This is a genomic window from Anabaena sp. UHCC 0451, from assembly GCF_034931405.1.
GTDB lineage: Bacteria > Cyanobacteriota > Cyanobacteriia > Cyanobacteriales > Nostocaceae > RDYJ01.
Window position 1 is genome coordinate 73587 of record NZ_JAYGHA010000005.1, and the last position, 25176, is coordinate 98762.

The window sequence follows — 25176 nt, forward strand, 5'->3', positions numbered from 1 at the left end:
ATAATTACGAATTATGAAAAAATGGTTATCAATAATTGGTATCGGTGAAGATGGAATTGAGGGATTAAGTAAAATAGCTGTTTCTGTTCTGAACCAAGCTAAAATCATTATTGGTGGTGAACGTCATTTAGCAATGTTACCCCCAGAAGATATTAGGGAAAAAATTACTTGGAAATCTCCTTTTAATAATTCTATTCAAGAAATTATCAATCGTCGCGGTGAGTCAATTTGCATTTTAGCTAGTGGCGATCCAATGTGTTATGGTGTCGGTACAACTATTATTAAACATATTCCCATTTCGGAAATTACTATTATTCCTGCATCCTCAGCTTTTAGTTTAGCTTGTTCTCGGTTAGGTTGGAATTTCATAGAAGTAGAAACTTTGAGTTTATGCGGTCGTCCGGTTTCCTTACTACAATCTTACATTGATCCCGGTGCGAAATTATTAATTTTAAGTGAAGGAAAAAATACACCCAAAATAGTCGCTGAAATCTTGACAAAACGCAGTTATGGTGATAGTAAAATAACCGTTTTAGAAAGAATGGGAGGTATTCAAGAACGGACTTTAACAGGTGTTGCAGATAGTTGGCAGGAAACAGAAATTGCTGATTTAAATACTATTGCAGTAGAATGTATTGCAGATGTGGGAATAGTTGGTTTATCAAGATTTCCCGGTTTACCTGACAATGCTTTTCACCATGATGGACAATTAACAAAACGGGAAGTAAGAGCAGTGACATTATCAACTTTAGCACCTTTACCGGGGGAGCTACTTTGGGATATTGGTGCGGGTTGTGGTTCTATTTCTATAGAATGGATGCGAAGTAATATTAGATGTCGAGCGATCGCAATTGAACAAAATGCTAATAGACTAAATTATATAGCTGATAATGCTGCCGCTTTAGGTACACCAAACTTACAAATTATCGCCGGTAAAGCGCCAGAAATTATCCAAGACTTACCCACACCTGACGCTATATTTATCGGTGGTGGTGTCACTACAACAGGATTATTTGATATATGTTGGAATGCTTTGCTTCCTGGGGGAAGAATGGTGGCTAATGTTGTGACGTTGGCAGGGGAAAAAACGTTATTTGAATGGTATGAAAAAGTGGGGGGAAATTTCACTAGGATTTCGATTCAACGTGCAGAACCAATTGGTAAATTTTTAGGTTGGAAAGGAATGTCTCAAGTCACGCAGTGGGTAGCGGTAAAATTATGAGAACAACGTATGAAAAGTGAGAGATTTATCGCTCACTGGGAACAAAAATTGTCTCATTCCCATGCAGAGCATGGGAATGAATATTGAAGGCTCTGCCTTATTCCTGAAGTAAGTCAGCTCGAAAAAACCAAGGTATGTAACAAAATGTAAAATCTCTGAAAGTCTCTTGCCTTGCCATAACGACAATTTTCAACGCCTACCTACTTATGTGAGGCAGAGCCTCAAGGATAGCATTCCTAGCCAGAGGCTAGGAACGAGATCAAACGAGATCAAATTCTACACAGTGAGAAGTATGAAACTTAGGTTTTTTAAATGCTGATGCTGTTGAGAACAAGTCTGGGTTGCAGATATTCGTAATTTACTAAACGTCCCTTATTGTTCAACTCAATTTTTCTTTGCACTATATTCAATTCTTGTTGGAATTGATTAACAACATTGTCAGCATTTGGATCTTTAAATTCCTCCTCTTCATAATATCCCAGTCTGTCATAACGATAGTCTGAGAGGATGAATAAAGTTGACAATTGGGTACTTGTTGGCTTCGCCGGTGGTAGAAAATCTATTAGGGCTTTGCGTTCCTTAATCATGCCATTTTCTATAATTGGTTGATAAGCGGCCAAAGGCATATTAGGAACAAAACCCATATATTCATATTGGGGGAAATTAACAGCAGAATGTTGGGGTCCACAAATGTAGATGATAGTAGTAACAATCTTCACTAATTGTTCTAAGGTATCAATGCGATCGCTCATACCCTTGACTCTTCCACCATCTTGAGCAACTAATTCCCGCGCCCAAGCTTGCAGTTCCACATCTTTTTTCAAGTCTTCGGGAGTCTTATAATAAAGCTCCAAATAGTTAAACACAAACTTGTTAATCGCATTCCACAATAACATCCCATCGTCCCGATAGGGATAGTGTGGTAATCTTTCCACATCATCCATACCGCGATTCTTTATTTCTGTTGGTAGAGCAAATTGATCTAAACTCCAATCTTTATAAGCATCGACAACAATTTGCAGCGACTCTTGCAGAGTTCCAGCTAACAATTCATCAACAGCACCGCCCCTACTAACCAGACGTTGACGAGCCAAATCATTGTTAGCCAACATAAACCGGAAATGGGGTTTTAGTAATATTCTCAGAGGATGATTTTCAGCTAGTTGACGAGGAGTAACAACAGCAAAGGGTTCCATTACAAAGTGAGTCCAGCATAAATGGCTTTTCATTTCATGATCATTACCATCAGCAATCTGCACACAGGACTTAGCATAAAACCAGACTAAAGGGTTATCAAAAGGTGTAATTAGTGGGCTTGCTTTCCCTGAATTTGGATTGATTTGGATGGCTATAGGTACGAGTTGACCACGATCATTAAAACCAGAACTACGCCAACAAAAAAATGCTAGAGGTGCTGGTAAATACTTTTTACCTTTGGCATAAGTGCCTCCTTGAACAAATGCTAATGGTCTATAATCAGCTACATATAAATTTCCGGTAGCCAGCTTTTCTATTAAGTTGATAGAATTACCAAATTTAGTTTGCAATTCTTCGATAGTAAATGCAAAGTTAGCTGGCATCTGCTTAATTTGGCGCAAAACTAAAGGATTCACTCCGCAGAGTCTTTGTTCAGCAAAGGAATCATCAGTTTCATAAGTTTTCATCACATCAGGTTTACGCAAAACTGGAAAAAAGTCTTCATAGTCTTGCAATTCATCTAAAGGGTCCCAAAGAGCATGGGTTTTCACAGCCATCATATTTAAAGGAAGTTCTGCTGCTTGTAATGTCCGTTCAGCAATATATTTGGTAGAAAAATTCTCTGCGGAAGGTACATTTTTCAACATTGCCAGAGGAGGCAAAAAATCATACCTAAATTCATACTCTTTGCGTCCTTTCTGTAGGGAAGCTTGGCGTTTTGGTGGGTTTGGATCGTTTTGAGGTAGAAACGGCTTCATGATATTTCCTATATAGACTGTGACTTAGGCATTAACAACTTGGCTCAGGTAAGCGCGGCGAGCTTTCCCAACGGTAATAATAACATCAGTTAACATCTCTAGAGCTAAGTCTTTTCCCGGACAAATGCGTCCAGCATGGCGATCGCCAACGGAATTAAAACCCATGTGAAAAGGGCAAAGATTCTCCCGTTGGGCATTAAATTCATAGGTGGTCGCTCCCCAAAAATCCTCATTCAGCATTCCCAAAAGCATAGGAATCAAAATTTTAGTGCCGGTGGGAAAAGTTCTGGTTTTGCCAGCTACTGTTACCGTAAATGGTTCTGTAGCCACTCGGTGAGAAGCACTGACAGGCAAAAAAAGACGAGCGCATTCTAATAAAAAAAGCTGGATGCTAGGGCGATTATCGAGATCGAGCTTATCCCAATAGCTCTTAACATCAATTGCACTGGTTTGACGACCTTTGTAAGCAGGAAGGGATTGATAACCCATTGCTGTTCTCCCTAAATGAAGTGGACCTTGCAATCCCGCAATACTCATCAAAGACACCATCAGTTTTGCAAGCTCACGGCGCGTCATTTTGTTATATTTGGGGTCATTCTCTTGGAAATTAGCCAGGACTGGAGAATTTTCATAAATCGTGGCTACTTGCTCTACCAGTTCAGGAATTTGACTAAATCCCCATATATTTAACTTCTCTAAAATACTGCTACCTGCTAAATAATAGAATGTTCCTTTTTTGGTGTAATGCAAATTTGTCAGGATACTGATTGTTTCTTGATCATCAGGATTAATTCCCAAAATAATATAGTGAAGATATCTAACTAAAAAGCCTTTCCAATCCCGTTGATCGTTTTTGAAAAATTCTTCCAAAGCGTTATTGTTAATCCTATCTACATAATCGGTGGCTAACTGATTCACTAACCTTTGTGCCACTTGATCATGTTGACGAATAAACATCCCTTCATTGAAGAAATAATCATCAACGCACTGACGGAAAAAATCATGATTTCCCCCTCCGGCATCTGCATCTGAGAGCGTAATTAAAAAAACATTACGACCTCCTTTATCAACTCCTGGTCCATGACTAGAACTGAGTATAGAAGTTCCTAATCTCCAATCACGAGCTTGAGGTGAAGTCAGAGCAGTTTCTAGGCTTTTAAAGTCTCCTAAAACTATTTGCCCCGCACAACAAAAAGTTAACCCCAATCCTTGCCGTTTAGCATCAAGGTAAGCTGGGTTGTTAGCAATTATTCCCTCCACCAAACTGATTATGGGTAGAAAAGTACGGCTGACTAGGTTTTGATGATTCTCTATTGCCCAAGCCTGAAAGTGATTGAGGGCTTTATCCAATAGTGATGGCTGCAAATCTATTTCTGGGGTGGTAGTTGGCTGCATTTAATTAGCCTCTTTTTTTCTTAAACATAACCGAATTTAGCCTAAAATTGAGTTTTTATCGCTCTTTTTTAATTTTTAATTTTTAATTCCGCTATGACATTTTCATAAATATCTGCCATTGTCACAGTTAAATTAACTGAATTTAAACGCAATTTATTATCTTTACCCAAAACTTCTGTTAACCAATTTCCTTGATCATCTCGTCGCTAATTTTCTCCTTTAATTTGGTCTTAGTAAACTAAAACATATTCCTTTAAACTATCTATATTTTGATAATTGATTCTGTTCTATCGTTTGTCTATTGTTGTAATTGAATTAGATAAAACTTCAATAATTAAACTCGGTTAAATTTTAAAATACCTGTTTTTATTTTTATAATTTTATTGAGAAAATGTGGTATAATTTGATTATCATAAAATTTGAATCAAAAAAAAATAAACAACTTCTTAAAAAAATCCCATGAGTCAAACCGCTATTAATCTCATTGCTATCTCCATTTTCTTAATGACACTTTCCACTTTGTTGGGACCATTAATTAATCTTTCCCCAACTATCCCAGCTTTAACTATTATGGGATTTCTAGGTATCGCCACTGTAGATAATTTCAGTTTTCAAGGAAAGGGAGGAACAATAGTTTTAGATTGGTTAGCGCGGTTTTCTCCAGAATATAAAGAACGGATTATACACCATGAAGCAGGACATTTTTTAGTTGCTCACTTGTTAGGAATTCCTGTTACTGGTTATACTCTCAGCGCGTGGGAAGCTTGGAAACTAGGACAACCAGGGCAAGGTGGGGTAATTTTGGAAGATAGCGAAATTGCCAAACAGTTGGAAAAAGGCAAGATTACTGTTTCCATGACCGACCGTTATTGTAATATTTGGATGGCGGGAATTGCGGCGGAAATGTTAGTTTTTAAGTCTGCTGAAGGTGGTGGTGATGATAAAGCTAAATTAAATCAATTCTTAGCAGCTTTAGGTTTTGAAGAGAAGGTTTTTGAGCAGAAACAGAGATTTCATTTACTGCAAGCTAAAAATTTGATTCAGGAAAATTGGGATAAATATCAAAGTTTAGTAGATGCGATGAGAAAGGGGGTAGATGTTAAAGAGTGTAAAAAAATGATTGCATAATAGAGTGAGAAGATCCCCGACTTCTTTTAATATCATGTTAATAACTTATAAATTTATGATAGAAGTCGGGGATCTTAGACATAATAATTTTTATTGTCCTCTCCCTGGTTTACAGTCTGCAAAACCTAAAGCTTCTGTATCCAAAAAACTAGCGATCGCCATTTCTAAAACAGCTTCAATAGGATATTCAATTTCTTTTGCATGGTTAATTAAAGCTGTTCTAATTCTTTCTGGTAAACGTTCTAAAATGATAGCTGCATCAGCAGGAGAAAGTTTTTCTAATATTTCTACTTGCATAATTTTATTACTCGCTTGGTATTTGAACGTTATAAGGAGGTTCAGTAGCTCTCAAAATAATGGCTTCTAATTCTAATAATAACCCAGGATTTTCCCAGTAGGAAATTGCTTGTACTGCAATACGCACATCTTCATCACCATACTTATCAAGCCATGCCCATAAAAAAGCTTTATGACCACCACTGAAGCGACTACGCAGATTTTTTGTTTTACCAATGTAAAGTAATCCGTCTGTCTTGTGTCTAATTGCGTAAATTCCCGGAACAGCAGGAATGTTATCAAACTTGCGGTTTAAGGATTGACATTGCTCAAAGGGAGTGAAAGCGATCGCATCTAATATAACTTTAGCCTGGATTTTTAGATCAGATTCTTTTGCGGACATGAAAACAAGAAAGTTTATTCACATGAATTATCCCACAAATTATCGGAAAAATTGTCATATATATATTTGTGGTAAAATTTGGGACAGTAAATTAACCAGGTTTTAGGGTTTGATATGTCCAGTTCCCAAGCACCATATCGTGGAGCAGTACAAGCTCAAGGAGATGATATAACAAAGAAAGGAGGCTACACCTGTTCTTGGGCAGAAGACAAACCTGTTACTGATGAAGAGGGATTATCATAGAATGACAACTACTCTCACTAAAGTACAGCAATTTTTAGACTCCGACGATAGCGACGGAGCGAGAGAAGAAGTTGCCAAAATATCTGTTAACTTTAAAAAAGTAGATGCAACTGTTAGAGATTTTGCTACCTTGCTTGTACTAGGATCACAGCAAATTGTAGAAATAGGTGTGGGCGTTTTGGGACGTGAACTTCTTAAAACAGATATAAAAGAAGTCAATAATGATGTAATTTGGTTATTTATCGCTGCAATATTATCTAGACATCATATAAATTCTGATAGTCCATTAAGGATTAGTATTATTGGTCTTATTTCTTGTGTTAAAAATTGGGAATTACCTATTTTTGCAGTATTAAGTCCTGCACTAGACTCCTTTTTGATGGTTAGTCTTTCTGAAGAAAATCCTCTTATTTCTGAACAAACGGTTGATTTTATCTCTACTTGGGGAGAAAATTATGCAAAAGCTCCTCGGACAAGGAAACAAATTAAACAGTTTCAATCTTTGATTCAGTTAGTTCTGGATAAAGTAGATGATTTAGATATCAAAGATGAGTGGTCTGAAGGAGTAGAGACATTTTTAAAAATAGCAGGGCAAAAGCAATATAATCAATACTCAGATCAACGTATTTGGTCAGATGCTAGTAATTTGCTTAAAAAAATATATAGTCCTGCTGTCTTAAATGCTGATACAGGTGCAAATTATTATAAAGTACAAGACAATATATGGCGATTAATTACTTCATGTCTTGCTTCATGGGGAACAATTGTTTATGGTAATGGCCTATCAATTGCAGTTCGTATCTATAGCCTTGAAAAAACAGAATCTCAGCCAGTTTTCCTTGATGAGTTAGCGCGACCATTTAGAGAAATCGAATATATGGCTGGTCATAATATAAGAAAAATTACACCATTTATATCAACACAGATAATACTAGAATCAGGGATAATCATTTTTTACATGGATCTAAAATCTAATCAATCAAATTTTCTTGCTGAGGAGATTAAATCACTTTATGATGGGAAATATGAAGAAAATAGAGGCAAACTGCGAATAAATGTAGCTATTTCTACTAATGCTCTAAAATTTGATCTTGATAACTCTATCTCTAGAGAAAAGGTTCACGAGTTTGTTGAAAATTCGACTTCGATCACTCTATCTTTACAGAAAATATCACCAACTTTTACGAGTTTAATTCAGTTAATTAATTTGAGATAATATAGTACACTATTAATCACCTGATTATAAATCAATTAAGCCACATTAATCAATTGTTCTAAAGATTTAGCTAAAGGTAAAGGCTTTCCATATTCTTGATATTCAGCAATTAACATTTCTATCACTTCTTGAGCATTTTTAACAGCTTCTTCATAAGTATCACCATGAGTATGATATTTTTGAGTAGGAAATTCAGGTAAATGAACTAAATAACATTTATCTTCACTACTCCATTGAATAATGATAGTATAAGGTAAATTCATTCTTCTGATTCCTCCTCTTGAATTGATTTTAATTTAGCTAATTTTTCGTTAACTTCTTTTTCTATATATAGTTTAGCATCATCTCCATCTTTGCCAGATATGGTAATAGGATCTTCTGGTAATAAAGGATGATACCAACGGGTATGACTTCCTTTTGCTGAACGGTAAATAAAGCCGGCTTTTTTGAGTAAACTTTTTAATTCTCTGATTTTTTTCGGCATTTTTCAACAGAAATATTATTAAGGTATATGAGTTAATGTTAATTTGATACCAATCAGCAATGGGAAACTCTGACGAAAGATACTGAAAGCTAACTATATTTCATATTTCCTCCCATAAGTTATAAATAGTAATGATGCTTTGTGCAGATTTTCCTAAATTAATTAAATTTGATTTCTTAAACACTCATGTCTTCAATTCCTCAGTTTCTTAGCGGTAACGATATTCGCGCTTTATTCCTTGACTTCTACACCCAACGGGGACACCAACCGCTTCCCAGTGCTTCCCTCGTACCGGAAGATCCCACCGTACTGCTAACTATAGCGGGGATGTTACCATTTAAGCCGATATTTCTGGGACAACGGACACCAGAATTTAAACGCGCTACGACTTCGCAAAAGTGTATCCGTACCAATGATATCGAAAATGTGGGACGGACTCAACGCCATCATACATTTTTTGAGATGTTGGGGAATTTTAGCTTTGGTGATTATTTTAAACCACAAGCGATCGCTTGGGGTTGGGAATTATCCACTCAAGTCTTTGGTTTCTCCCCCCAGAATCTCGTTGTCAGTGTGTTTGAAGACGACGATGAAGCTTTTACCATCTGGCGCGATACCATTGGTGTAACGGAAAAACGCATCAAACGCATGGGTGCAGATGATAATTTCTGGGTTTCTGGCGCTACTGGTCCTTGTGGTCCTTGTTCGGAAATTTATTATGATTTCCACCCAGAACGCGGTGAAGATAATATTGATTTAGAAGATGATACCCGATTTATCGAGTTTTATAACTTGGTATTTATGCAATACAATCGGGATGCGTCCGGTAATTTAACCCCGTTACAAAATAAGAATATTGACACGGGAATGGGTTTGGAAAGAATGGCGCAAATCCTGCAAAAGAAGCCGAATAATTATGAAACAGATTTGATTTTCCCGATTATTGAAACTGCGGCAAAAATTGCCAAAATTGATTATTACGAAAGTGATGAAAATACAAAAGTTTCTTTAAAAGTAATTGGTGATCATGTCCGTTCTGTGGTTCACATGATTGCTGATGAAATTCGCGCTTCTAATGTGGGTAGAGGTTACGTTTTACGGCGTTTGATTCGTCGCGTTGTTAGACATGGCAGATTAATCGGAATTTCCGGGGAATTTATTAACCAAGTTGCAGAAACCGCAATTTCTCTTTCGGAATCAATTTACCCAAATTTACGACAAAGAGAAGCTGCAATTAAAGCCGAATTGCAACGGGAAGAAAGTAACTTCTTGAAAACTCTCGATAGAGGAGAAAAGCTGTTAGCTGAAATTATCCAAGAGGTAAAACACCAAGGACAAACTTCTATTAGTGGTGAAAGTGCTTTTACTCTCTATGATACCTATGGTTTCCCATTAGAATTGACCCAAGAAGTTGCTGAAGAAAATAATATTACTGTTGATGTTGATGGTTTCAATGCAGAAATGCAAAAACAAGTAGAACGTGCAAAAGCTGCACACGAAACCATTGATTTAACTGTACAAGGTTCTTTAGATAAACTTGCAGAACATATTCACTCTACACAATTCATTGGTTATACCCAATTAACAACAACTGCAAAAATAGAAGTTTTATTAGTTGCTGGTGTTTCTGAAGAAGCAGCAGAAGCAGGAACAGAAGTGCAAATTGTTTTAAATAAAACTCCTTTTTATGCTGAATCTGGGGGACAAATTGGTGATAAAGGATATATTTCTGGTGATGGTGTTTTAGTCAGAATTGAAGATGTGAAAAAAGAATCTGATTTCTTTATTCATTTTGGACGCATTGAACGGGGAACAATTAGAATTGGTGATGAAATTACCGCACAAATAGATCGGGGTTGTCGTCGTCGTTCTCAAACTAATCATACAGCAACTCATTTATTACAAGCTGCTTTAAAGAAAGTTGTTGATGAGGGAATTTCTCAAGCGGGTTCTTTAGTTTCTTTTGATAGATTGCGGTTTGATTTTAACTGTCCTCGCGCTTTAACAACTGAAGAAGTTATCCAAATTGAAGAATTAGTAAATAGTTGGATTTCTGAAGCGCATTCTGCAAAAATTGAAGTATTACCTTTAGCAGAAGCGAAAGCTAGAGGTGCGGTTGCGATGTTTGGAGAAAAATACGGTGATGAAGTGCGCGTGATTGATTTCCCTGGGGTTTCGATGGAATTATGCGGGGGAACTCATGTTAATAATACTGCGGAAATTGGCGTTTTCAAAATAATTTCCGAAGCGGGAGTTTCTTCTGGTGTCAGAAGAATAGAAGCGGTGTCTGGTGCTGCGGTATTGGATTATTTGAATGTGCGTGATAAAGTGGTTAAAGATTTGAGCGATCGCTTTAAAGTCAAACCCGAAGAAATACCCGACAGAATCACAACTTTACAAACCGAACTCCGCAACAACGAAAAAGAAATTCAAACCCTAAAATCACAGTTAGCAATAGTTAAATCTGACAGTTTATTACAAACTGCGGAAACAGTAGGAGAACATCAAATTATTGTCGCCCAAATGGAAGATGTTGACGCAGAATCATTAAAATCTGCTGCGGAAAGATTACTGCAAAAAATCGGTAATGGTGCGGTGGTTTTAGGTTCTATTCCTGAAGAGGGAAAGGTAAGTATCGTTGCTGCTTTTAGTTCTGAAGTGAATAAGAAAGGTGTACAAGCTGGGAAATTTGTTGGTAATGTAGCTAAGATTTGTGGTGGTGGTGGTGGTGGAAAACCCAATCTCGCACAAGCTGGGGGAAGGGATGCAAGTAAACTACCAGAAGCATTAGAAACCGCGAAAAGTGAATTACAAGCATCTCTAAAATAGCAGTTAATGGGGCAGTCCCAAAAACCTGCCCCTCCGCAAACTTATTAAGAAAAAAGCATCATTGAGCGTTTTTTTGTTTACCTTTGAGAGTTGAACTCACACCAAAAGCACCAAATGCTAATAAACCTAGTATAGAAGTAGGTTCGGGAACAGATTGAGATACACCCTTAACAGCGATCGCATTGACATCAAAACCGTCTCTACCACCTGTATTTTGGGACTTATCAACTAGTTTGACATATCTGTAAAGTGAGTTGGCGATACTACTATCTTTAGACTTAATCGTAGCACCGTACCTATTATTGTAGGCACCATCTGTAATATTCTTAACGTCGCCGATGAGTGTCCAAATTGTGTTATCTTCTAGACGCGTAGTCAGCGCATTTCCTGATAGAGATCCTTGATCAACTGCCACATAAACGTCTACCTGTTCATTGTAATCTGATTGTCTGCTTTTATTACCATCTGTAGTTTCCCACAAAGTAATCTCAGGTAAGAACTGTGTTCCAAAATCAAAAAAGGCTGTTCCACCAACACCCAAACTTAAAAAGTAGGGGTTATTGCTTGAGTCATAAGCAAATTGGGGCGCACCCGTTGCATAGCTCAAGGTTTTTCTTCTATTATCTGTAATACCAGTACCAAAAGGAGCGGTGATCGCTTGAGTTGCGTATACCCAATCTGTTGATTGCATATTGGATACAGTATAGTTTAACTCATCCCGGGTGATACCCTCTGTTGTTACCCAGGTTGGTGTTCCGGCTAGTGAGGGAGTAGCACCAAGAGTTGTGATAGCTACAGAAGCAGGTAATACAAGGGCGGCTATGGCTGACAGTTTCATATTTTTAATACTCGTTAATTCAGTACGAAGACGTAAATAATATCCTTGGCATTAGTTGATTATTTCATACCTAAACTGGATTTCTACCCTGTTACTAGTATCTTATTCATATCTTCAAATACGCGGATTAAGTAAAAATTTGAATAATTAACTCCAAATAAAGCTTGTTAACCCTTTCTATTCAAGGCTTTTACAAGATATTTAGTCAAGTTAAGTTGAGATCAAATAGGGATTTTGTCTACTTAAAATGTAAAGTTACAGTGAATATGAATATAATCTCACGTATGGATATTTTCTGAATTTACAGATGAGAACGATAGCTTAAATCTAGCCTCTATCCCCTGCAAAATTTTATTAGCAGAATTCCTCTCTGCGCCTGGAGCGCCTCTGCGTGAGACTATAATAATGTTAACTACCAAAGGAGTCACTAAAAATGGGACGCATCAACCCTTACACCCTACAAATGCAAATTACCCAAATGTTTGCCCAAGGACAATCATTTTTTGCTTTAACAAAAGTTCAAGATTGGTTAAGAGAACATAATCAAAACCCCCTAGAGTATGACATCATCTTCCATCAAAAACCCGCACCTCCCGGTTCTAAAGAAGTGATAGCAATAGAAATAGAACTCAAACGCAAAGACGGACAACCGGTGGACTCTTGGTTACAAGAACAAGCAAATTTACACGCTTAAAGATCCCCGACTTCTTTAAAAAGTCGGGGATCTAAAAAATCTCAAACTTACCAAATTGCGGAATACTTCTTGATATTCCTGTAGTTAGCAAAAACACCCGTAAAAATTATACAAATGACAACTCATCAACGTTGGGTTTTTGCATTTTGGGTTTATTTGGGAATTTTACTTTCTATCTTTATCTCCGCTTACCTGAGAATTATACCCACAGAACTAGCAATATTTGCCCACTATGATACAGTTATGCACTTTCTTCTACTAGGAATTGCAGCTTATCTCAGTCATCAAGCATTAAAAAAACGTAAGTTGCAAATATTCAATCTTCCTCTACCACTTGCACCATTAATAGTTTTTATATTTTGTATATTTGACGAAATAATTCAATCTTTTGTACCTTATCGCAGTGCTGATATTATGGATTTTACTGCTGATGTTTTAGGTATTATTGTATTTACTTGGTTAGCAGAAATATTTCCCAAATCTTCCCCACATCAATAAATTAAAGACTTACGCAACTGGAATATTGGTAATATTATTTTCACTCACTCCTAATTCCCGTAACAGAATATTTGCAACAGCAAATTCTAAAGAGTCACCATCACGGACACGACCACCGGGAAAGTCTAAAGTTAATTCTCCCACTCCCGGACGATAGCTAGGTGGTGGCAGAATCATATAATTATTGTGAATAGGTAAAATAACAACTGAATCAGCCTTTTCTACCCGCCAGTATTCCAATATATTACCATGATCATCCTCTAACTTTTCACCAATTAATGTTAGCCATTTTGACCGTAATTCTAAAAACCGTTCCTCAACCTGCCAATATTTTGATTTTGTCATCTGATTTTCTCACCATTTCTGAAAATCCTTTATTTAAAACAAACTTCTATTGTTCTCCTCTGCGTCCTCTGCGTCTCTGCGGTTCGTTTCTTCAATTTACAATAATTTCCCTCACCAAACCTGCTAACTTTTGTGCAGCACCACCTTCACCCCTAGCACTGCGTAATTTATCTTTCATTACTGCTAATTTTTCTGGATTTTCTAACAAATCTAAAACCATTTCTCCCACTGCTTGCGGTTGCAATTTACCCACCAATTCCGGTACAATTTCCGCTTGCGCCCAAATATTTGGCCATGCTAATAAACCTTTATTTTTAAAAGCCCACCAATTAATTAATTTAGCAAAAGTTGAACCCACACCCGGTAAATTTGCTAATAGTCCTGGTAAACCATCCCAAGAACGCATTGCATCTAATTGTTGAGTTGGTAATAGGACTAACATAGGTACACCTAAAGCGCCTAATTCTGCGGTATTTGCACCAACAGTAGTTAAACACAGGGAACATTGAGATAATAAATGATAAGCGGGGTTTTCTTGTCGTAATTCCACCGTTAAACCTGTAGAAGTTTTGAGAACATTATCTATTAAAGATGCACCTTGAAAACTAAAAGCTTTGGTAAATTCGTTATTTTCAGGATTAGCAAAACTGGCTAAAGTTGCTAAATCTAAAGTAGGTGCAACAGGAATAAAAAATTTAATTTCTGGTTTTTTAGTATGAATATATTCGGCAATAGCTAAAGTTAAAGGTACACCTTGAGTTAACTTTGCTGCTTTTGAACCTGGTAACATCCCAATTAACTCAATTTTAGATTTTGGATTTTGGATTTTGGATTTTATATCATCTTGTGCTGCTGCTTCTAACATTAAATCACCAACAACGGTAAACTTATGAATATATTTGGGTGAGACATTTTTTATAACTTGCGCTTTCATGACTCCAAAACAGTCTATAAAATTATGCCAACGTGCTTCCCATTCTGCATAAACTACGGTTTTATATCCTAATTTTTTACCAATAATCACGGGAAAAATTTGATCTCCTCCCAGAAATACAACTACACCTTTATTTCTCCAGTCCCAATTTTCGGCTGTTTTTCCTGTTAATAAAAACTGCCAAAAATGCTCAGGTGCTTGGACTCTATCTACTTCAGGATAGGAACTAGCTATACTTGCTTCTTTACCACTAGCATGAGGACAAGGTGATAAAATCACAGAAATTCTCACCTGAAAAATATCATTTCCTAATTGTTCTCTTAATGCTTTGACGACTGGACGCACCCAAGTTGTAACTTCCCCTGGTCCATTGGAAAGAATGAGAATGTCTATCATGTCTTTTTGAATATTTATTATATCTGTTAGGGGTGGTAATTGGTCAGTGAACATCAAGATCCCCGACTTCTGATATCAATTCATAATTTATTTATAAGATCAAAAAAGAAGTCGGGGATCTAAATTCCTCTCACCTGTCACCTCTTATCTCATCATACTTAGCCCTAACAGCTTGTATATCTTGCCACATCAACCATTTTGGTGAACCTTTTTCTTTAGAAGGGTTACGCAACAAATATGAAGGGTGAAAAATAGGCATACATAACCGTTCTTCCCACTCTATCCACTGTCCGCGAATTTTCGTAATTCCTAGTTTATTGCCAGTAATACCTTTAACAGCGGTTGCACCTGTTAATAAAATGATTTTGGGGTCAACTAAGCGAATTTGTTCTAATAAATAAGGTTTACAAGCCGCCATTTCATCGGGTGTAGGTGTGCGGTTTTCTGGTGGACGGCATTTGTTAATATTACCGATGTATATATCATCAGTGGTACTCAAATTTACAGATGCCAAGATTTTTTCTAATAATTGCCCAGACTTACCTACAAATGGTAAACCTGTTTCGTCTTCTTGTTGTCCAGGTGCTTCCCCAATAATCATGATTTTAGCTTGGAGGTTCCCCCGTCCAACTACAGCATGAGTGCGATTTTCACTCAGGCCACAACGATAGCAGTTGTTACAGTGCGCTGCTAAGTCAGCCATATTTGCATAAGTACCGGACGGAATAGGAATTTTCGTGTCTGTGGGAATCAAATCTTTTTGGTTAAAGTTTGATTCGTTAAAAAGGCTAAGTTGGGTATCGCTATTCATAAAAATGGAGGTTTTAGTTAAGCCGTTTGTTTAAAGCAAACTCTTTGTGAATATAGAATATATAGCAATTTTAAATTTATTTTAAATTTATTTTAAATTTAAATTATTTGCGATCGCCCAGCTTAGACTTAACCATACCATAAATCAGATCCCCGAATTTTTAAACGAGTCAGGGATCTGAACATGAAGATTGCTGTTAAAGTTCATTCATTGTCAATTACAATGCTTCTGGTGGGGAAATATCAGATCCGATACAAACACCAATAGTATGAGACTTGATCCCTGATTTCATCTTCGTTTCCGTCTTCTGAGTTGATTCACATAATGATGAAGATGTGGGAATAATCACATGAGAATTCTGCACTGCTTGATTATTCGCTTGCTGAGAAATCAAGGATAATCCTCCCACAGCACCAGCTATAAGGGCTGTGTAGCCTATATATAAATGTATGGGACCAATTTCTAAATTTAATTGTCCAGGAGGAGTTTTGGCTTGATACCAAGACGGTAAAACAGATTTAGATTGATTGAGTACAGGTAAGGAATTAGCTAAAATTGTGCCATTTAGTCCTAAAGAATTAGCCATCACGCGGATAAAACCACGAATCAAGATATCTTCAGGCAATATATCTAAATTAGCATTTTCCACTGCTTCCATTTGATGAGTTGATATATGAGTGTAAATATTTAGTTTTTGCAGCGTTAAACCTTGCGCTTCCCTTGCTTGTTTGAGTTGTTCTCCAATTTGACGCAGACTTTCTAATCGCTGTTCTGCTGCTAATTGGGCTGATCGTTCACGTTGAGAAAGTTTTTGATTTTGCCACACCCATTGTATTGGTGTTTTTGTTTTTGTTTCTTGTTCTTCTATAGTTTTATTTGCTATTACATCTGCTGCTAAATCAGATTTAGGTTCAGATTTAGGTTCAGATTTAAATGTTAATGGCAAATTGCTGGGAGTCGCATCTACTAATCCTGGTTGTGGATTTGATGCCAGACTTTGTAAGTTCAGTGGTAAATTACTAGATTGTTCTAAATTTACATTTGTCAGTTCAATGTCATCTGCCTTTAGATGGATATTTGTAACAGTGTCTTGTTTTTTAGCAAATTGCTTAAACGCTAAACTAATAGCTTCTCTACCAACGGCTTTAAATAAATTTGTGGCTTGTTCATCGGATGAGCCAACTAACTTCTGTACGTTAGCTACCGCAAGGCGATAAACTTTACTACGATGCAGTTCAGATTCTATCTCTCTGAGTAGCGATCGCAATTCATCTTTACTAATTTGAATAGTAGGATTACCAGGAATGTTGAACAAGTACGCAGATGCCATAGTCATGATTTCAGTCTCTCCGGGTGCTAGAGGAAAAAGTGATTTTATCTGTGTAATTTCTTCTATGATTAATTGAGACATCCGGAGTTTCAGGTATCATTTTCGACTGTTAAAAGCAAAAACTCATAATTATTACTAATCTTTTTCTCTCTAGAAATAAAAATAAACTATTCAAGTGAGAAGAAAACCTTGTAACTAATTTTACTTAAAAAATGCCTAAATAGTCCTTATAGTAGATGTAACAAGTTATTTATTTTTTTAAAATATATGTATATCCAGTTTTGTGGCTTTGTAACTAGGAAGAAATATACTAATACTAAGTAAGTATCATTAACTTTGTACACCAGAACCCAATACTAAACTGGGTTTTGATCCTGGAAGTCCTAATTTAGGATAGATTAGATAAAGGTCTTTCTTACCTTGTCAATCTAAACTAATTTTATACAAAACTTTCAGTATTTACTCGTGAGGTGAGGGAATTGACTGTTTTAAATGAATTTCAAGAGGAACGGTTAAAAGACATAACCGCAAATTTACGACAGATCAGACAAGAAAAATCTATCAGCTTAGAACAAATCGCGATGCAGACACATATTCGACTAGCGTTTTTACAAGCTTTAGAAGAATGGCGATTTGAAGAGTTACCTGAGCCTATTTTTGTACAAGGATTTATCCGCCGCTACGCAGATAAATTAGGACTAGATGGTGCTGCTTTAGCAGACAGTTTTGAAGTTCATATTGTACCTCTAGAAAATCATAATTCAAACAAGCAATTAAGTTTATATATACCGCTTTTTGTACCTTATATTTTCTTGCTAATAATTGCTTCTGTTGGACTTTTTTATGTGATTAAATCTGAATTTACAGGTAAGTCACTAGCTAATAAACAAAACTCAATATTAAGCAGTCCCCAACAAACTGCACTATCGCCAACTAAAACATCTACTTCATCTAAAATTACAGATAAGTCACCGACCACCAGACAAAACACCATCTTGAACGTTCCCCAAAAAAATGCCCCATCTCCAACTACCAAACCTGAAATAGATGTTGTAGTTTCCTTAGAACTTACAGGTAACTCATGGCTACAAATAAAAGCTGATGGTAAAACTGAATTTGAGGGGACTTTAACCACGGGAAAACGCAAGAAATGGACAGCAAAAAAGTATTTGACTATTCGTTCTGGTAATGCAGGTGCAGTATTAGTGTCTGTAAATGAACAAGAATCAAAACTATTAGGAAATGAAGGTCAAGTTAAGGAAATTACTTATGAGAGTCAGTAGAGAAGTTCCAGCGGAACATCTCTACATTAGTCAGTGAAAAAGAAACATCAACTGACAACTGATGTATTAAACTATTTTCGCTTTTTGCAAATGCCAAGTAGTTGATTGCTCATAAGCATAAGCTACTTGAAAAAGTTGGTCTTCTCCTAATACTTTACCAATTAACTGTAATCCAATTGGTAGACCTTTGCTATCAAAACCACAAGGTACACTAATACCAGGTAAACCTGCAAGATTGACGGGAATTGTCATCAAGTCATTTAAATACATACTCAAGGGATCGGTAATTTTTTCACCGGCTCGAAATGCTGTAGTTGGTGCAGTGGGAGATACTAAAACATCAACTTGTGCAAAAGCTTTTTCAAAGTCTTCTTTAATCAATGTGCGGACTTTTTGCGCTTTTAAGTAATAGGCATCATAATAACCTGCACTTAAGGCATAAGTACCAATCATAATCCGGCGTTTGACTTCTGTACCAAATCCGCTGGCACGGGTGCGGGTATACATAGAAAGCAGATTATCTGCATCTGGAGAACGTAAACCATATTTAACACCATCGTAACGCGCTAAATTAGCAGAAGCTTCTGATGGAGCGATGATATAGTAACTAGGTACGCCATAACGGAAGCGGGGACAGGAAATATAATGAATTTCTGCACCTAGTGCTTCTAGTTGGGCGATCGCTTGATTGACAGCTGCTTCTACTTCTGGATCTAATCCTTCACCAAAAGTTTCTTTAATTACACCAACTTTGAGTTTTTTACCTTTTAAATCTGGTGTTAAATTAGCAGTGTAATCAGGAATTTCTACTTTTAAGCTGGTGGAGTCTTGAGGATCATAACCTGCGATCGCATTTAATAAAATTGCTGCATCTTCTACACTGCGTCCAAATGGTCCAATTTGATCCAAAGATGACGCATAAGCTACTAACCCATAACGGGAAACTAACCCATAAGTCGGTTTCATCCCCACCACACCGCAAAAAGAAGCCGGTTGACGAATTGAACCCCCCGTATCCGAACCTAGCGATACAACGCATTCTTGTGCCGCTACCGCCGCCGCAGAACCACCAGAAGAACCACCAGGAACTCGTGAAATATCCCAAGGGTTAGCAGTAACTTGATAAGCCGAATTTTCTGTGGAACTACCCATTGCAAACTCGTCTAAGTTGGTTTTCCCAACCATCACACCCCCAGCATCAGCCAGTTTTTGCGTTACCGTTGATTCATAAGGGGGGATAAAATTTTCTAAAATCCTCGAAGCGCAGGTGGTGCGAATACCCTTGGTACACATATTATCTTTGATACCAATGGGAATCCCTGCTAAGATGCCGATTTCTTCCCCAGCAGCGATTTTTGCATCCACAGCACGAGCCTGTTCTAGAGCCTGTTGTGTTGTTACACTTAAGAAACTATGCAGTTTCGGCTCTAAGGCTTGAATGCGGTCTAAAGCTTCTTGGGTAATTTCAACAGCAGAACGTTCTTTTTTTACTAGCTGTGTGTGTAACTCGCGAATGGATGCCATAATTATTCTCTTTAAGGAATCAAGTCACTGATTTTAGCATTTACAGGACTGGGGATTGGCGAATTTGTAAGAATTCAGGTCAACCGATAAGATCCCCGACTTCTTTTATTCATTGTGTCCATAAATGATAAATTGATCGGGTGAAGTCAGGGATCTGGATATGAAAGATTGCTATAGCTGAATACTTACGGGAATTTTTCTCTGAACTCCTGAATTTTGTAGGATTAATGTTAACAGGATTCAGGTTTTTTGTTTTCTGGTTCAATTAGCTGAGAATGGAATTTACTGCTGAGGTAAAAAAGGTGTATATTTTCCCCCCAAAGCTTCAACAATACTGCGGGTGTTAGCTGTCATCATTTTAATATAAGTGTCTCCATCACTTCCCTTTGCGCCAATAGAATCAGAATAAAGTGGATTTGGTGAGAGTTTTACCCCTGCTTCTTGGGCGACAGTTTGAATTAAAGCTGGATTAATTGTAGTTTCAGCAAAAATTGCAGGAACACCTATTTTTTTAATTGTATCAACTAACTGTTTTACTGTTTGGGCGCTGGGTTGTTCTTCGGTACTAATCCCAATTAAAGTCCCCACAATTTCCATTCCATAAGTGTTAGCATAATATTGAAAAGCATCATGGGTGGTGATAAGTTTGCGTTTCTCTGGAGGAATAGTTTGAATTTGTTGTTTAATCCAAATATTTAATTGCTCTAATTCTTTGGTCAATTTTGCAGCATTTTCCGTAAATTTTTCTTTGTCTGCTGGTGATAAATCAATTAATGAATCTCTAATTGCATTTACCATAGAAATAGCATTTTCTGCACTTCCCCAAACATGAGGATCTGGGACAATTTCTCCTTTACTTTTTTCTAACTTTAAAGATATAACAACTTCCCCCACCGCTAACTTACGCGCTTTTCCTCCAGCAGCATTCATTAACTTAATAATTCCTGGTTCTAAATTATAACCGTTATACAAAATTAAATCGGCTTTTTCCAACACCCGACTATCTGCGGGTACAGGTTCATAAACGTGAGGATCTGCACCAGGTTGGAGAATTCCAGTTAAATTTATTTCCTCTCCACCCACCTCCTCAGCCAAATCAGCAATAATAGTGCTAGTTGCTACAACCTGCGGCTTCCCACCTCCCGGAGACTGAGACTCTGAAGGACTACAACCCAATAAGGCCAAAGGTACAAATATGCCCAAACACAACTGAGAAATTTTGGTTTTCTTCATTTATCTAAGTGATTACTCCTCATTATAGATTTTTTCATATTTTTCTCATTTTTATAGTAAGCTCAAAGAGTGAATATTTTAACTACGGTTATGCAAAACATTTCTTTTTACCAAAAATTCAGCTTATTACGTAGACAAGAACAAGAGATACCTGCACAAGCAAGAAAATCTATTGATATGAATTTCCCAGCAACCATTAATATTTCCCATTTAGGGGTAAACTACCGCACACAAGAAGCTTTACGGGATGTTAACTGCATAATTAAACCAGGAAAACTAACGGGAATTTTTGGACCCAATGGTGCTGGTAAAAGTACGCTAATGAAAGCCATTTTGGGATTAGTTCCCCTGAGTAGTGGTAATGTCTTGTACGAAAACAAACCTTTAATGCAGCAACTAGAAAAAGTTGCCTACGTACCACAAAGAAGCCAAATTGACTGGAACTACCCAGCTACAGTTTGGGATGTGGTGATGATGGGGCGGGTTAAAAAAACAGGGTGGTTGCGTAGTTTCTCCACAGTTAGCCGACAAGTAGCAAAAGCAGCCTTAGAACGGGTGGGAATGAGAGAATATTGCGATCGCCCCATTGGTGAACTTTCTGGAGGACAACAACAAAGAGTATTTTTAGCCCGTGCATTAACCCACCAAGCAGACATTTTTTGTTTTGACGAACCCTTTGTAGGAATAGATCAAAAAACCCAAACAATCATTTTTGAAGTCTTCCATGAACTAGCCACAGCTAACAAAATCGTCTTAGTCGTTAACCACGACTTAGGCCAATCAATCACCCATTTTGATGATTTAATTTTACTCAATTGTGAATTAATCGCCACAGGTTCTCGCCAACAAGTTCTCACAGAAGAAAACCTACATCATGCTTATGGTGGAAAAGTCATGTATTTCGCAGCTTAGTCATTAGTCATTAGTCATTAGTCATTAGTCATTAGTTATTAGTTATTAGTTATTGGAAAATAAGGAAACAGGGAATTAATCAAGAATTTTCTTCCCAATCCCCAGTCCCCATTCCCCATTCCCCATTCCCCAGTCCCCAGTCCCCAGTCCCCAGTCCCCAGCTTATGCTTAATCAACTAATAGAACCCTTGCAATATGGCTTTATGCAGCGTTCCTTAATTATCGCCATATTAGTAGGCTTATTATGCGCCGTAGTTGGAAGTTACTTAATGGTACAACGCCTAGCATTACTAGGTGATGCTATCAGTCATTCTGTATTACCAGGACTAGCGATCGCCTTTATGATTGGTGCTAATATTTTTGTTGGGGCGTTTATTGCCGGTATCTTGAGTACCGTCGCCATAACATTTATTAAAACCCGTTCCCCCATCAAAGAAGATGCAGCAATGGGGATAGTGTTCTCAGCATTTTTTGCCCTTGGTATCACCCTAATCACAGTAATTCAAAAAAGTAATAAAATCGACCTTAATCACTTTTTGTTTGGTAACATCTTGGGTGTAACTGTTGATGAAGTGCGGGACACGGCAATCATTGCTGCTATAGTTTTAATAGTAGTTTTTTTATTATACAAAGAACTATTATTTTACACTTTTGATCCATTAGGCGCACAAGCCGCAGGTTTGCCAGTTAATCGCTTAAACTTTGGCTTAATGTTATTGATTTCTTTAACAATTGTGGCCAGCATGAAAGCTGTAGGCGTGATTTTAGTATTATCACTGTTAATTACTCCCGGAGCAACTGCATTTTTATTAGTAAAACGCCTACATGAAGTGATGATTTTAGGAGCGGTAATTGGGGTAATTTCTAGTATTAGCGGAATGTATCTGAGCTACTTTTATAATTTACCTTCTGGTCCAGCAATTGTGTTAGTAGTATCAGGCTTATTTATCTTAGCCTTGTTTTTTAGTCCTAGACATGGAATTTTTGTCTCTAATCGGCTAAAGAAGCAAGAACTGGAAAATTAGCCAGTTTGTTGGCAATAATATTTGTAAAATTGGAGACGTTCAACCTGAACGTCTCTACTGGATCGCTAATTGCTGAGAGATAATTTCCCCAACGAGCGATCGCTTTTCAATAATTCTTCCTGATTTAGTAGACACACAGGCGGAAACATATAAACCTTAATTGATTAACTGCCCTCAGGTGGAACTGGGGGTTTCATTAAAAACATTTTTCGATTATATACAAAAAATATTGGCATAACCGAAACCTTCCGGATCTACCCAGAAACCAGACGGATAAGAAAATAGTAGATGCACCTTAATTAAATCATTTCCCCTGGCTTGTAGCTGGGGGTTTTATTTCAGCAATGTTTAATTGCTTAGTTATGTATTTTTGTGAGCAAAAAAGTTCTCCAACAAGTAGAACCTTTATTGATTGAGAATGACGACGAATCATTACAGATAGGTCAATTATCTTGACTGATTCATCTTCTTCAGCTTTTCAGCCTGGGTACTTAATTATAGCAGATGCCGTATAAGAATGGTATATTTTTTGGGGAAAGATTTTAGATTTCTCTAAATTCTGAACAATTAGAGCCAACTGGGGGCTAACCACACTGCATAACCAATCAACCCAAATAATAAAGTAATTAAAACCGTAATTACATAGCAAATACATATCAGCAAACCGTCAGATTCAAGATTAGCAACGGCAAAAAGTAAAATGCCGACGGTGGGGATAGGATTGGTAAAGGGAACTGGTAAAATTAGTAATATTGTCAGCCACGAGATGCAAAACCCATTGCATCGCCAAGTCAGAGCATGAGAAGCTAGTTTTGTCAAGCGAGGACGAGTAATTTTTTCCAATAGTCTGGTCACTCGACGTAGTTTTGGTAAGATCACCTGAGCAAAAGAGCGCGGAAATTGATAAGCAGCGATTCGTTTGGGTAGCCAGGGCGATCGTCTTCCTAAAAGCATCTGCAAAGACAATAGCAAACAAGCAGCCCCAAAAGGACCTGTTAACCCTGGTGGCATGGGTAACAAAAATGGTAACACCAATAAAGCAATCACCAAACTAAAACCCCTTTCTGAAGTTTCCGCCAGAACATCACCGAGAGTTAGTGGCTGTGTTGCTAAACGTTGCAGTAAAGATTTAATCTCTTGAGAAAATCTCAAATGTATTTTCATGGGATTTTCCAGAATTGCCACTACTCAACATTATACTGGTGGTACCAAAACACTTATAGCCCTGGGTATCACCCGAAACACAGCCGGAGTACAAGTAGTTATTTCTCCATCTGTATTAATAGGATGAGGCTTACGAGTATAAACTTCAATTTCCTGTCCTTGGATAGCGCGAACGCCCTGCCAATGTATATGTCTGCCTTGGCGCATAGATGGAAGTAAGGGTATGATTTGCCACCAATGCTTAATTTCTATACTATAAAGATCCAGCCGTTGATCATCGATTGTAGCATCGTGAAATACAGCCATGCCACCACCATAATAGCGTCCATTGCCTACAGCAATTTGCACAGTTTTAACGCGAAATGATTGGTCTTTAATCCGAATTTCTGCACTAAAAGGACGAGATTTCCAAATTACTTGTAATGCAGTAGCAGCATAAGCAAATATTCCCCAACGGCGTTTTACTTCTCTGGTTAATTTTTGAGTAATATTTACACTCAAACCCAGACTAGCAACGTTAAAAAAATATTTACCATTTACCCAGCCCAAATCAATGCGTCGTAAATCTCCAGCTGCAATAATCTGACAAGCTTCCGGTAAAGTATTGGGAATACCCAAAGTCCTTGCTAAATCATTAGCAGTTCCCAAAGGCAAAATACCTAAAGGTAATTGAGTATCGACTATCGCATCTACAGCGGCATTAAGAGTACCATCACCACCACCAATAATTACCACATCAATTTCTGTTTGGTAGCGCCGGATGACATCAGCCAAATGTTCTGGATTTTCTGTAGACTCTTGAATTAAATGAAACCCAAGCCTTTCTAGACAATTAATAGCCTCTAATAAACTTTGTTGTCCTTGGCGGGAATGACGATTTACTAACAGCAGTGCGCGGAGGTTCATGGGGCGTACCTTTTGTAGTTTTTATTGAAGGATTCTCCATGTCTTTCGACCTTGTTTAAATTTTACATTTAAAACTTGATAAGGTGGCTATATCTAATTGTGGAAAATCGGGTGTTGCTGAATTGAGGTATG

25 protein-coding genes are annotated in these 25176 nt (G+C 37.4%); 10 read left to right on the forward strand and 15 right to left on the reverse strand.

Translation table 11 applies throughout. From position 1 onward, the window contains the following. Window positions 1-13: 13 nt before the first annotated feature. Complete coding sequence (cbiE, locus tag VB694_RS05190) at window positions 14-1222, forward strand: precorrin-6y C5,15-methyltransferase (decarboxylating) subunit CbiE (RefSeq protein WP_323359247.1); 1209 nt, start codon at window positions 14-16, stop codon at window positions 1220-1222. Between the two features lie 308 nt (window positions 1223-1530). Here the strand turns inward: cbiE and VB694_RS05195 are convergent, their stop codons facing one another. Next, complete coding sequence (locus VB694_RS05195; protein WP_323359248.1) at window positions 1531-3177, reverse strand: lipoxygenase family protein; 1647 nt, start codon at window positions 3175-3177, stop codon at window positions 1531-1533. A gap of 24 nt (window positions 3178-3201) precedes the next feature. Next, the gene (locus VB694_RS05200) at window positions 3202-4572 is read right to left on the reverse strand and encodes a cytochrome 450 (RefSeq protein ID WP_323359249.1); all 1371 of its coding nucleotides are present in this window, start codon (window positions 4570-4572) and stop codon (window positions 3202-3204) included. A gap of 459 nt (window positions 4573-5031) precedes the next feature. On the opposite strand from VB694_RS05200, the gene VB694_RS05205 reads away from it, so the two are divergent. Then, complete coding sequence (locus tag VB694_RS05205; RefSeq protein ID WP_323359250.1) at window positions 5032-5700, forward strand: ATP-dependent Zn protease; 669 nt, start codon at window positions 5032-5034, stop codon at window positions 5698-5700. Window positions 5701-5790: 90 nt separating this feature from the next. On the opposite strand, the gene VB694_RS05210 is transcribed toward VB694_RS05205, so the two are convergent. Beyond that, window positions 5791-5997 (reverse strand): hypothetical protein, encoded by a 207-nt coding sequence (locus tag VB694_RS05210; protein WP_323359251.1) that lies wholly within the window; start codon window positions 5995-5997, stop codon window positions 5791-5793. A 7-nt stretch (window positions 5998-6004) separates the two neighbouring features. Continuing rightward, window positions 6005-6379, reverse strand: coding sequence for a GIY-YIG nuclease family protein (locus VB694_RS05215; protein ID WP_323359252.1), 375 nt, complete (start codon window positions 6377-6379; stop codon window positions 6005-6007). 114 nt (window positions 6380-6493) lie between these two features. On the opposite strand from VB694_RS05215, the gene VB694_RS05220 reads away from it, so the two are divergent. Both VB694_RS05220 and VB694_RS05225 read left to right on the forward strand, forming a co-directional pair. Then, window positions 6494-6622, forward strand: coding sequence for a hypothetical protein (locus tag VB694_RS05220; protein WP_323359253.1), 129 nt, complete (start codon window positions 6494-6496; stop codon window positions 6620-6622). A gap of 1 nt (window position 6623) precedes the next feature. Next, window positions 6624-7838, forward strand: a complete 1215-nt coding sequence (locus tag VB694_RS05225) for a hypothetical protein (protein ID WP_323359254.1) — start codon at window positions 6624-6626, stop codon at window positions 7836-7838. A gap of 35 nt (window positions 7839-7873) precedes the next feature. On the opposite strand, the gene VB694_RS05230 is transcribed toward VB694_RS05225, so the two are convergent. Together VB694_RS05230 and VB694_RS05235 are read right to left on the reverse strand one after the other, a co-directional pair. After that, window positions 7874-8101, reverse strand: coding sequence for a type II toxin-antitoxin system HicB family antitoxin (locus VB694_RS05230; RefSeq protein ID WP_168633284.1), 228 nt, complete (start codon window positions 8099-8101; stop codon window positions 7874-7876). Beyond that, on the reverse strand, window positions 8098-8322 hold the full coding sequence (locus tag VB694_RS05235; protein WP_323359255.1) for a type II toxin-antitoxin system HicA family toxin: 225 nt from the start codon (window positions 8320-8322) through the stop codon (window positions 8098-8100). Before VB694_RS05235 ends, VB694_RS05230 begins: the two co-directional genes overlap by 4 nt. A 186-nt stretch (window positions 8323-8508) precedes the next feature. Between VB694_RS05235 and alaS the strand changes: the two genes are divergently transcribed. Continuing rightward, entirely contained in the window at window positions 8509-11151 is a 2643-nt protein-coding gene (gene alaS, locus VB694_RS05240; protein WP_323359256.1) for an alanine--tRNA ligase, read from the forward strand. A 58-nt stretch (window positions 11152-11209) separates the two neighbouring features. Here the strand turns inward: alaS and VB694_RS05245 are convergent, their stop codons facing one another. After that, window positions 11210-11989 carry a PEP-CTERM sorting domain-containing protein gene (locus tag VB694_RS05245; RefSeq protein WP_323359257.1) on the reverse strand — a complete coding sequence of 260 codons (780 nt, stop codon included), beginning with the start codon at window positions 11987-11989 and terminating at the stop codon, window positions 11210-11212. Window positions 11990-12422: 433 nt separating this feature from the next. Here VB694_RS05245 and VB694_RS05250 point away from each other — a divergent pair, with 433 nt between their 5' ends. Together VB694_RS05250 and VB694_RS05255 are read left to right on the forward strand one after the other, a co-directional pair. Further along, complete coding sequence (locus VB694_RS05250) at window positions 12423-12683, forward strand: hypothetical protein (protein WP_190558658.1); 261 nt, start codon at window positions 12423-12425, stop codon at window positions 12681-12683. 114 nt (window positions 12684-12797) lie between these two features. Beyond that, window positions 12798-13181: a VanZ family protein gene (locus VB694_RS05255; protein ID WP_323359258.1), complete on the forward strand. Its 384-nt coding sequence runs from the start codon at window positions 12798-12800 to the stop codon at window positions 13179-13181. A 9-nt stretch (window positions 13182-13190) separates the two neighbouring features. Here the strand turns inward: VB694_RS05255 and VB694_RS05260 are convergent, their stop codons facing one another. The 4 genes from VB694_RS05260 to VB694_RS05275 all read right to left on the reverse strand — a co-directional run bounded on the left by VB694_RS05260 (window position 13191) and on the right by VB694_RS05275 (window position 17078). Continuing rightward, the gene (locus VB694_RS05260; RefSeq protein ID WP_323359259.1) at window positions 13191-13526 is read right to left on the reverse strand and encodes a hypothetical protein; all 336 of its coding nucleotides are present in this window, start codon (window positions 13524-13526) and stop codon (window positions 13191-13193) included. A 91-nt stretch (window positions 13527-13617) separates the two neighbouring features. After that, the gene (locus VB694_RS05265) at window positions 13618-14910 is read right to left on the reverse strand and encodes a lipid-A-disaccharide synthase (RefSeq protein WP_323359260.1); all 1293 of its coding nucleotides are present in this window, start codon (window positions 14908-14910) and stop codon (window positions 13618-13620) included. A gap of 76 nt (window positions 14911-14986) precedes the next feature. Further along, window positions 14987-15667 (reverse strand): uracil-DNA glycosylase, encoded by a 681-nt coding sequence (locus VB694_RS05270; RefSeq protein ID WP_323359261.1) that lies wholly within the window; start codon window positions 15665-15667, stop codon window positions 14987-14989. Between the two features lie 217 nt (window positions 15668-15884). Continuing rightward, window positions 15885-17078 (reverse strand): helix-turn-helix domain-containing protein, encoded by a 1194-nt coding sequence (locus VB694_RS05275; protein WP_323359262.1) that lies wholly within the window; start codon window positions 17076-17078, stop codon window positions 15885-15887. Window positions 17079-17476: 398 nt separating this feature from the next. Between VB694_RS05275 and VB694_RS05280 the strand changes: the two genes are divergently transcribed. Continuing rightward, window positions 17477-18280, forward strand: a complete 804-nt coding sequence (locus VB694_RS05280) for a helix-turn-helix domain-containing protein (RefSeq protein WP_416233465.1) — start codon at window positions 17477-17479, stop codon at window positions 18278-18280. 66 nt (window positions 18281-18346) lie between these two features. Here VB694_RS05280 and gatA read toward each other — a convergent pair whose 3' ends face one another. Further along, window positions 18347-19804, reverse strand: coding sequence for an Asp-tRNA(Asn)/Glu-tRNA(Gln) amidotransferase subunit GatA (gene gatA / locus VB694_RS05285; protein ID WP_323359264.1), 1458 nt, complete (start codon window positions 19802-19804; stop codon window positions 18347-18349). A 282-nt stretch (window positions 19805-20086) separates the two neighbouring features. Beyond that, complete coding sequence (locus VB694_RS05290) at window positions 20087-21037, reverse strand: metal ABC transporter substrate-binding protein (protein WP_323359265.1); 951 nt, start codon at window positions 21035-21037, stop codon at window positions 20087-20089. A 177-nt stretch (window positions 21038-21214) separates the two neighbouring features. On the opposite strand from VB694_RS05290, the gene VB694_RS05295 reads away from it, so the two are divergent. Then, window positions 21215-21949 carry a metal ABC transporter ATP-binding protein gene (locus tag VB694_RS05295; RefSeq protein WP_416233466.1) on the forward strand — a complete coding sequence of 245 codons (735 nt, stop codon included), beginning with the start codon at window positions 21215-21217 and terminating at the stop codon, window positions 21947-21949. A 164-nt stretch (window positions 21950-22113) separates the two neighbouring features. Continuing rightward, a complete protein-coding gene (locus tag VB694_RS05300; protein ID WP_323359267.1) occupies window positions 22114-22974 on the forward strand; it encodes a metal ABC transporter permease in 861 nt (286 codons plus the stop codon). A gap of 567 nt (window positions 22975-23541) precedes the next feature. Here VB694_RS05300 and VB694_RS05305 read toward each other — a convergent pair. Together VB694_RS05305 and VB694_RS05310 are read right to left on the reverse strand one after the other, a co-directional pair. Beyond that, window positions 23542-24132, reverse strand: a complete 591-nt coding sequence (locus tag VB694_RS05305) for an exopolysaccharide biosynthesis protein (protein ID WP_323359374.1) — start codon at window positions 24130-24132, stop codon at window positions 23542-23544. Between the two features lie 36 nt (window positions 24133-24168). After that, a complete protein-coding gene (locus VB694_RS05310) occupies window positions 24169-25044 on the reverse strand; it encodes a lipid kinase (protein ID WP_323359268.1) in 876 nt (291 codons plus the stop codon). Window positions 25045-25176 lie beyond the last annotated feature (132 nt).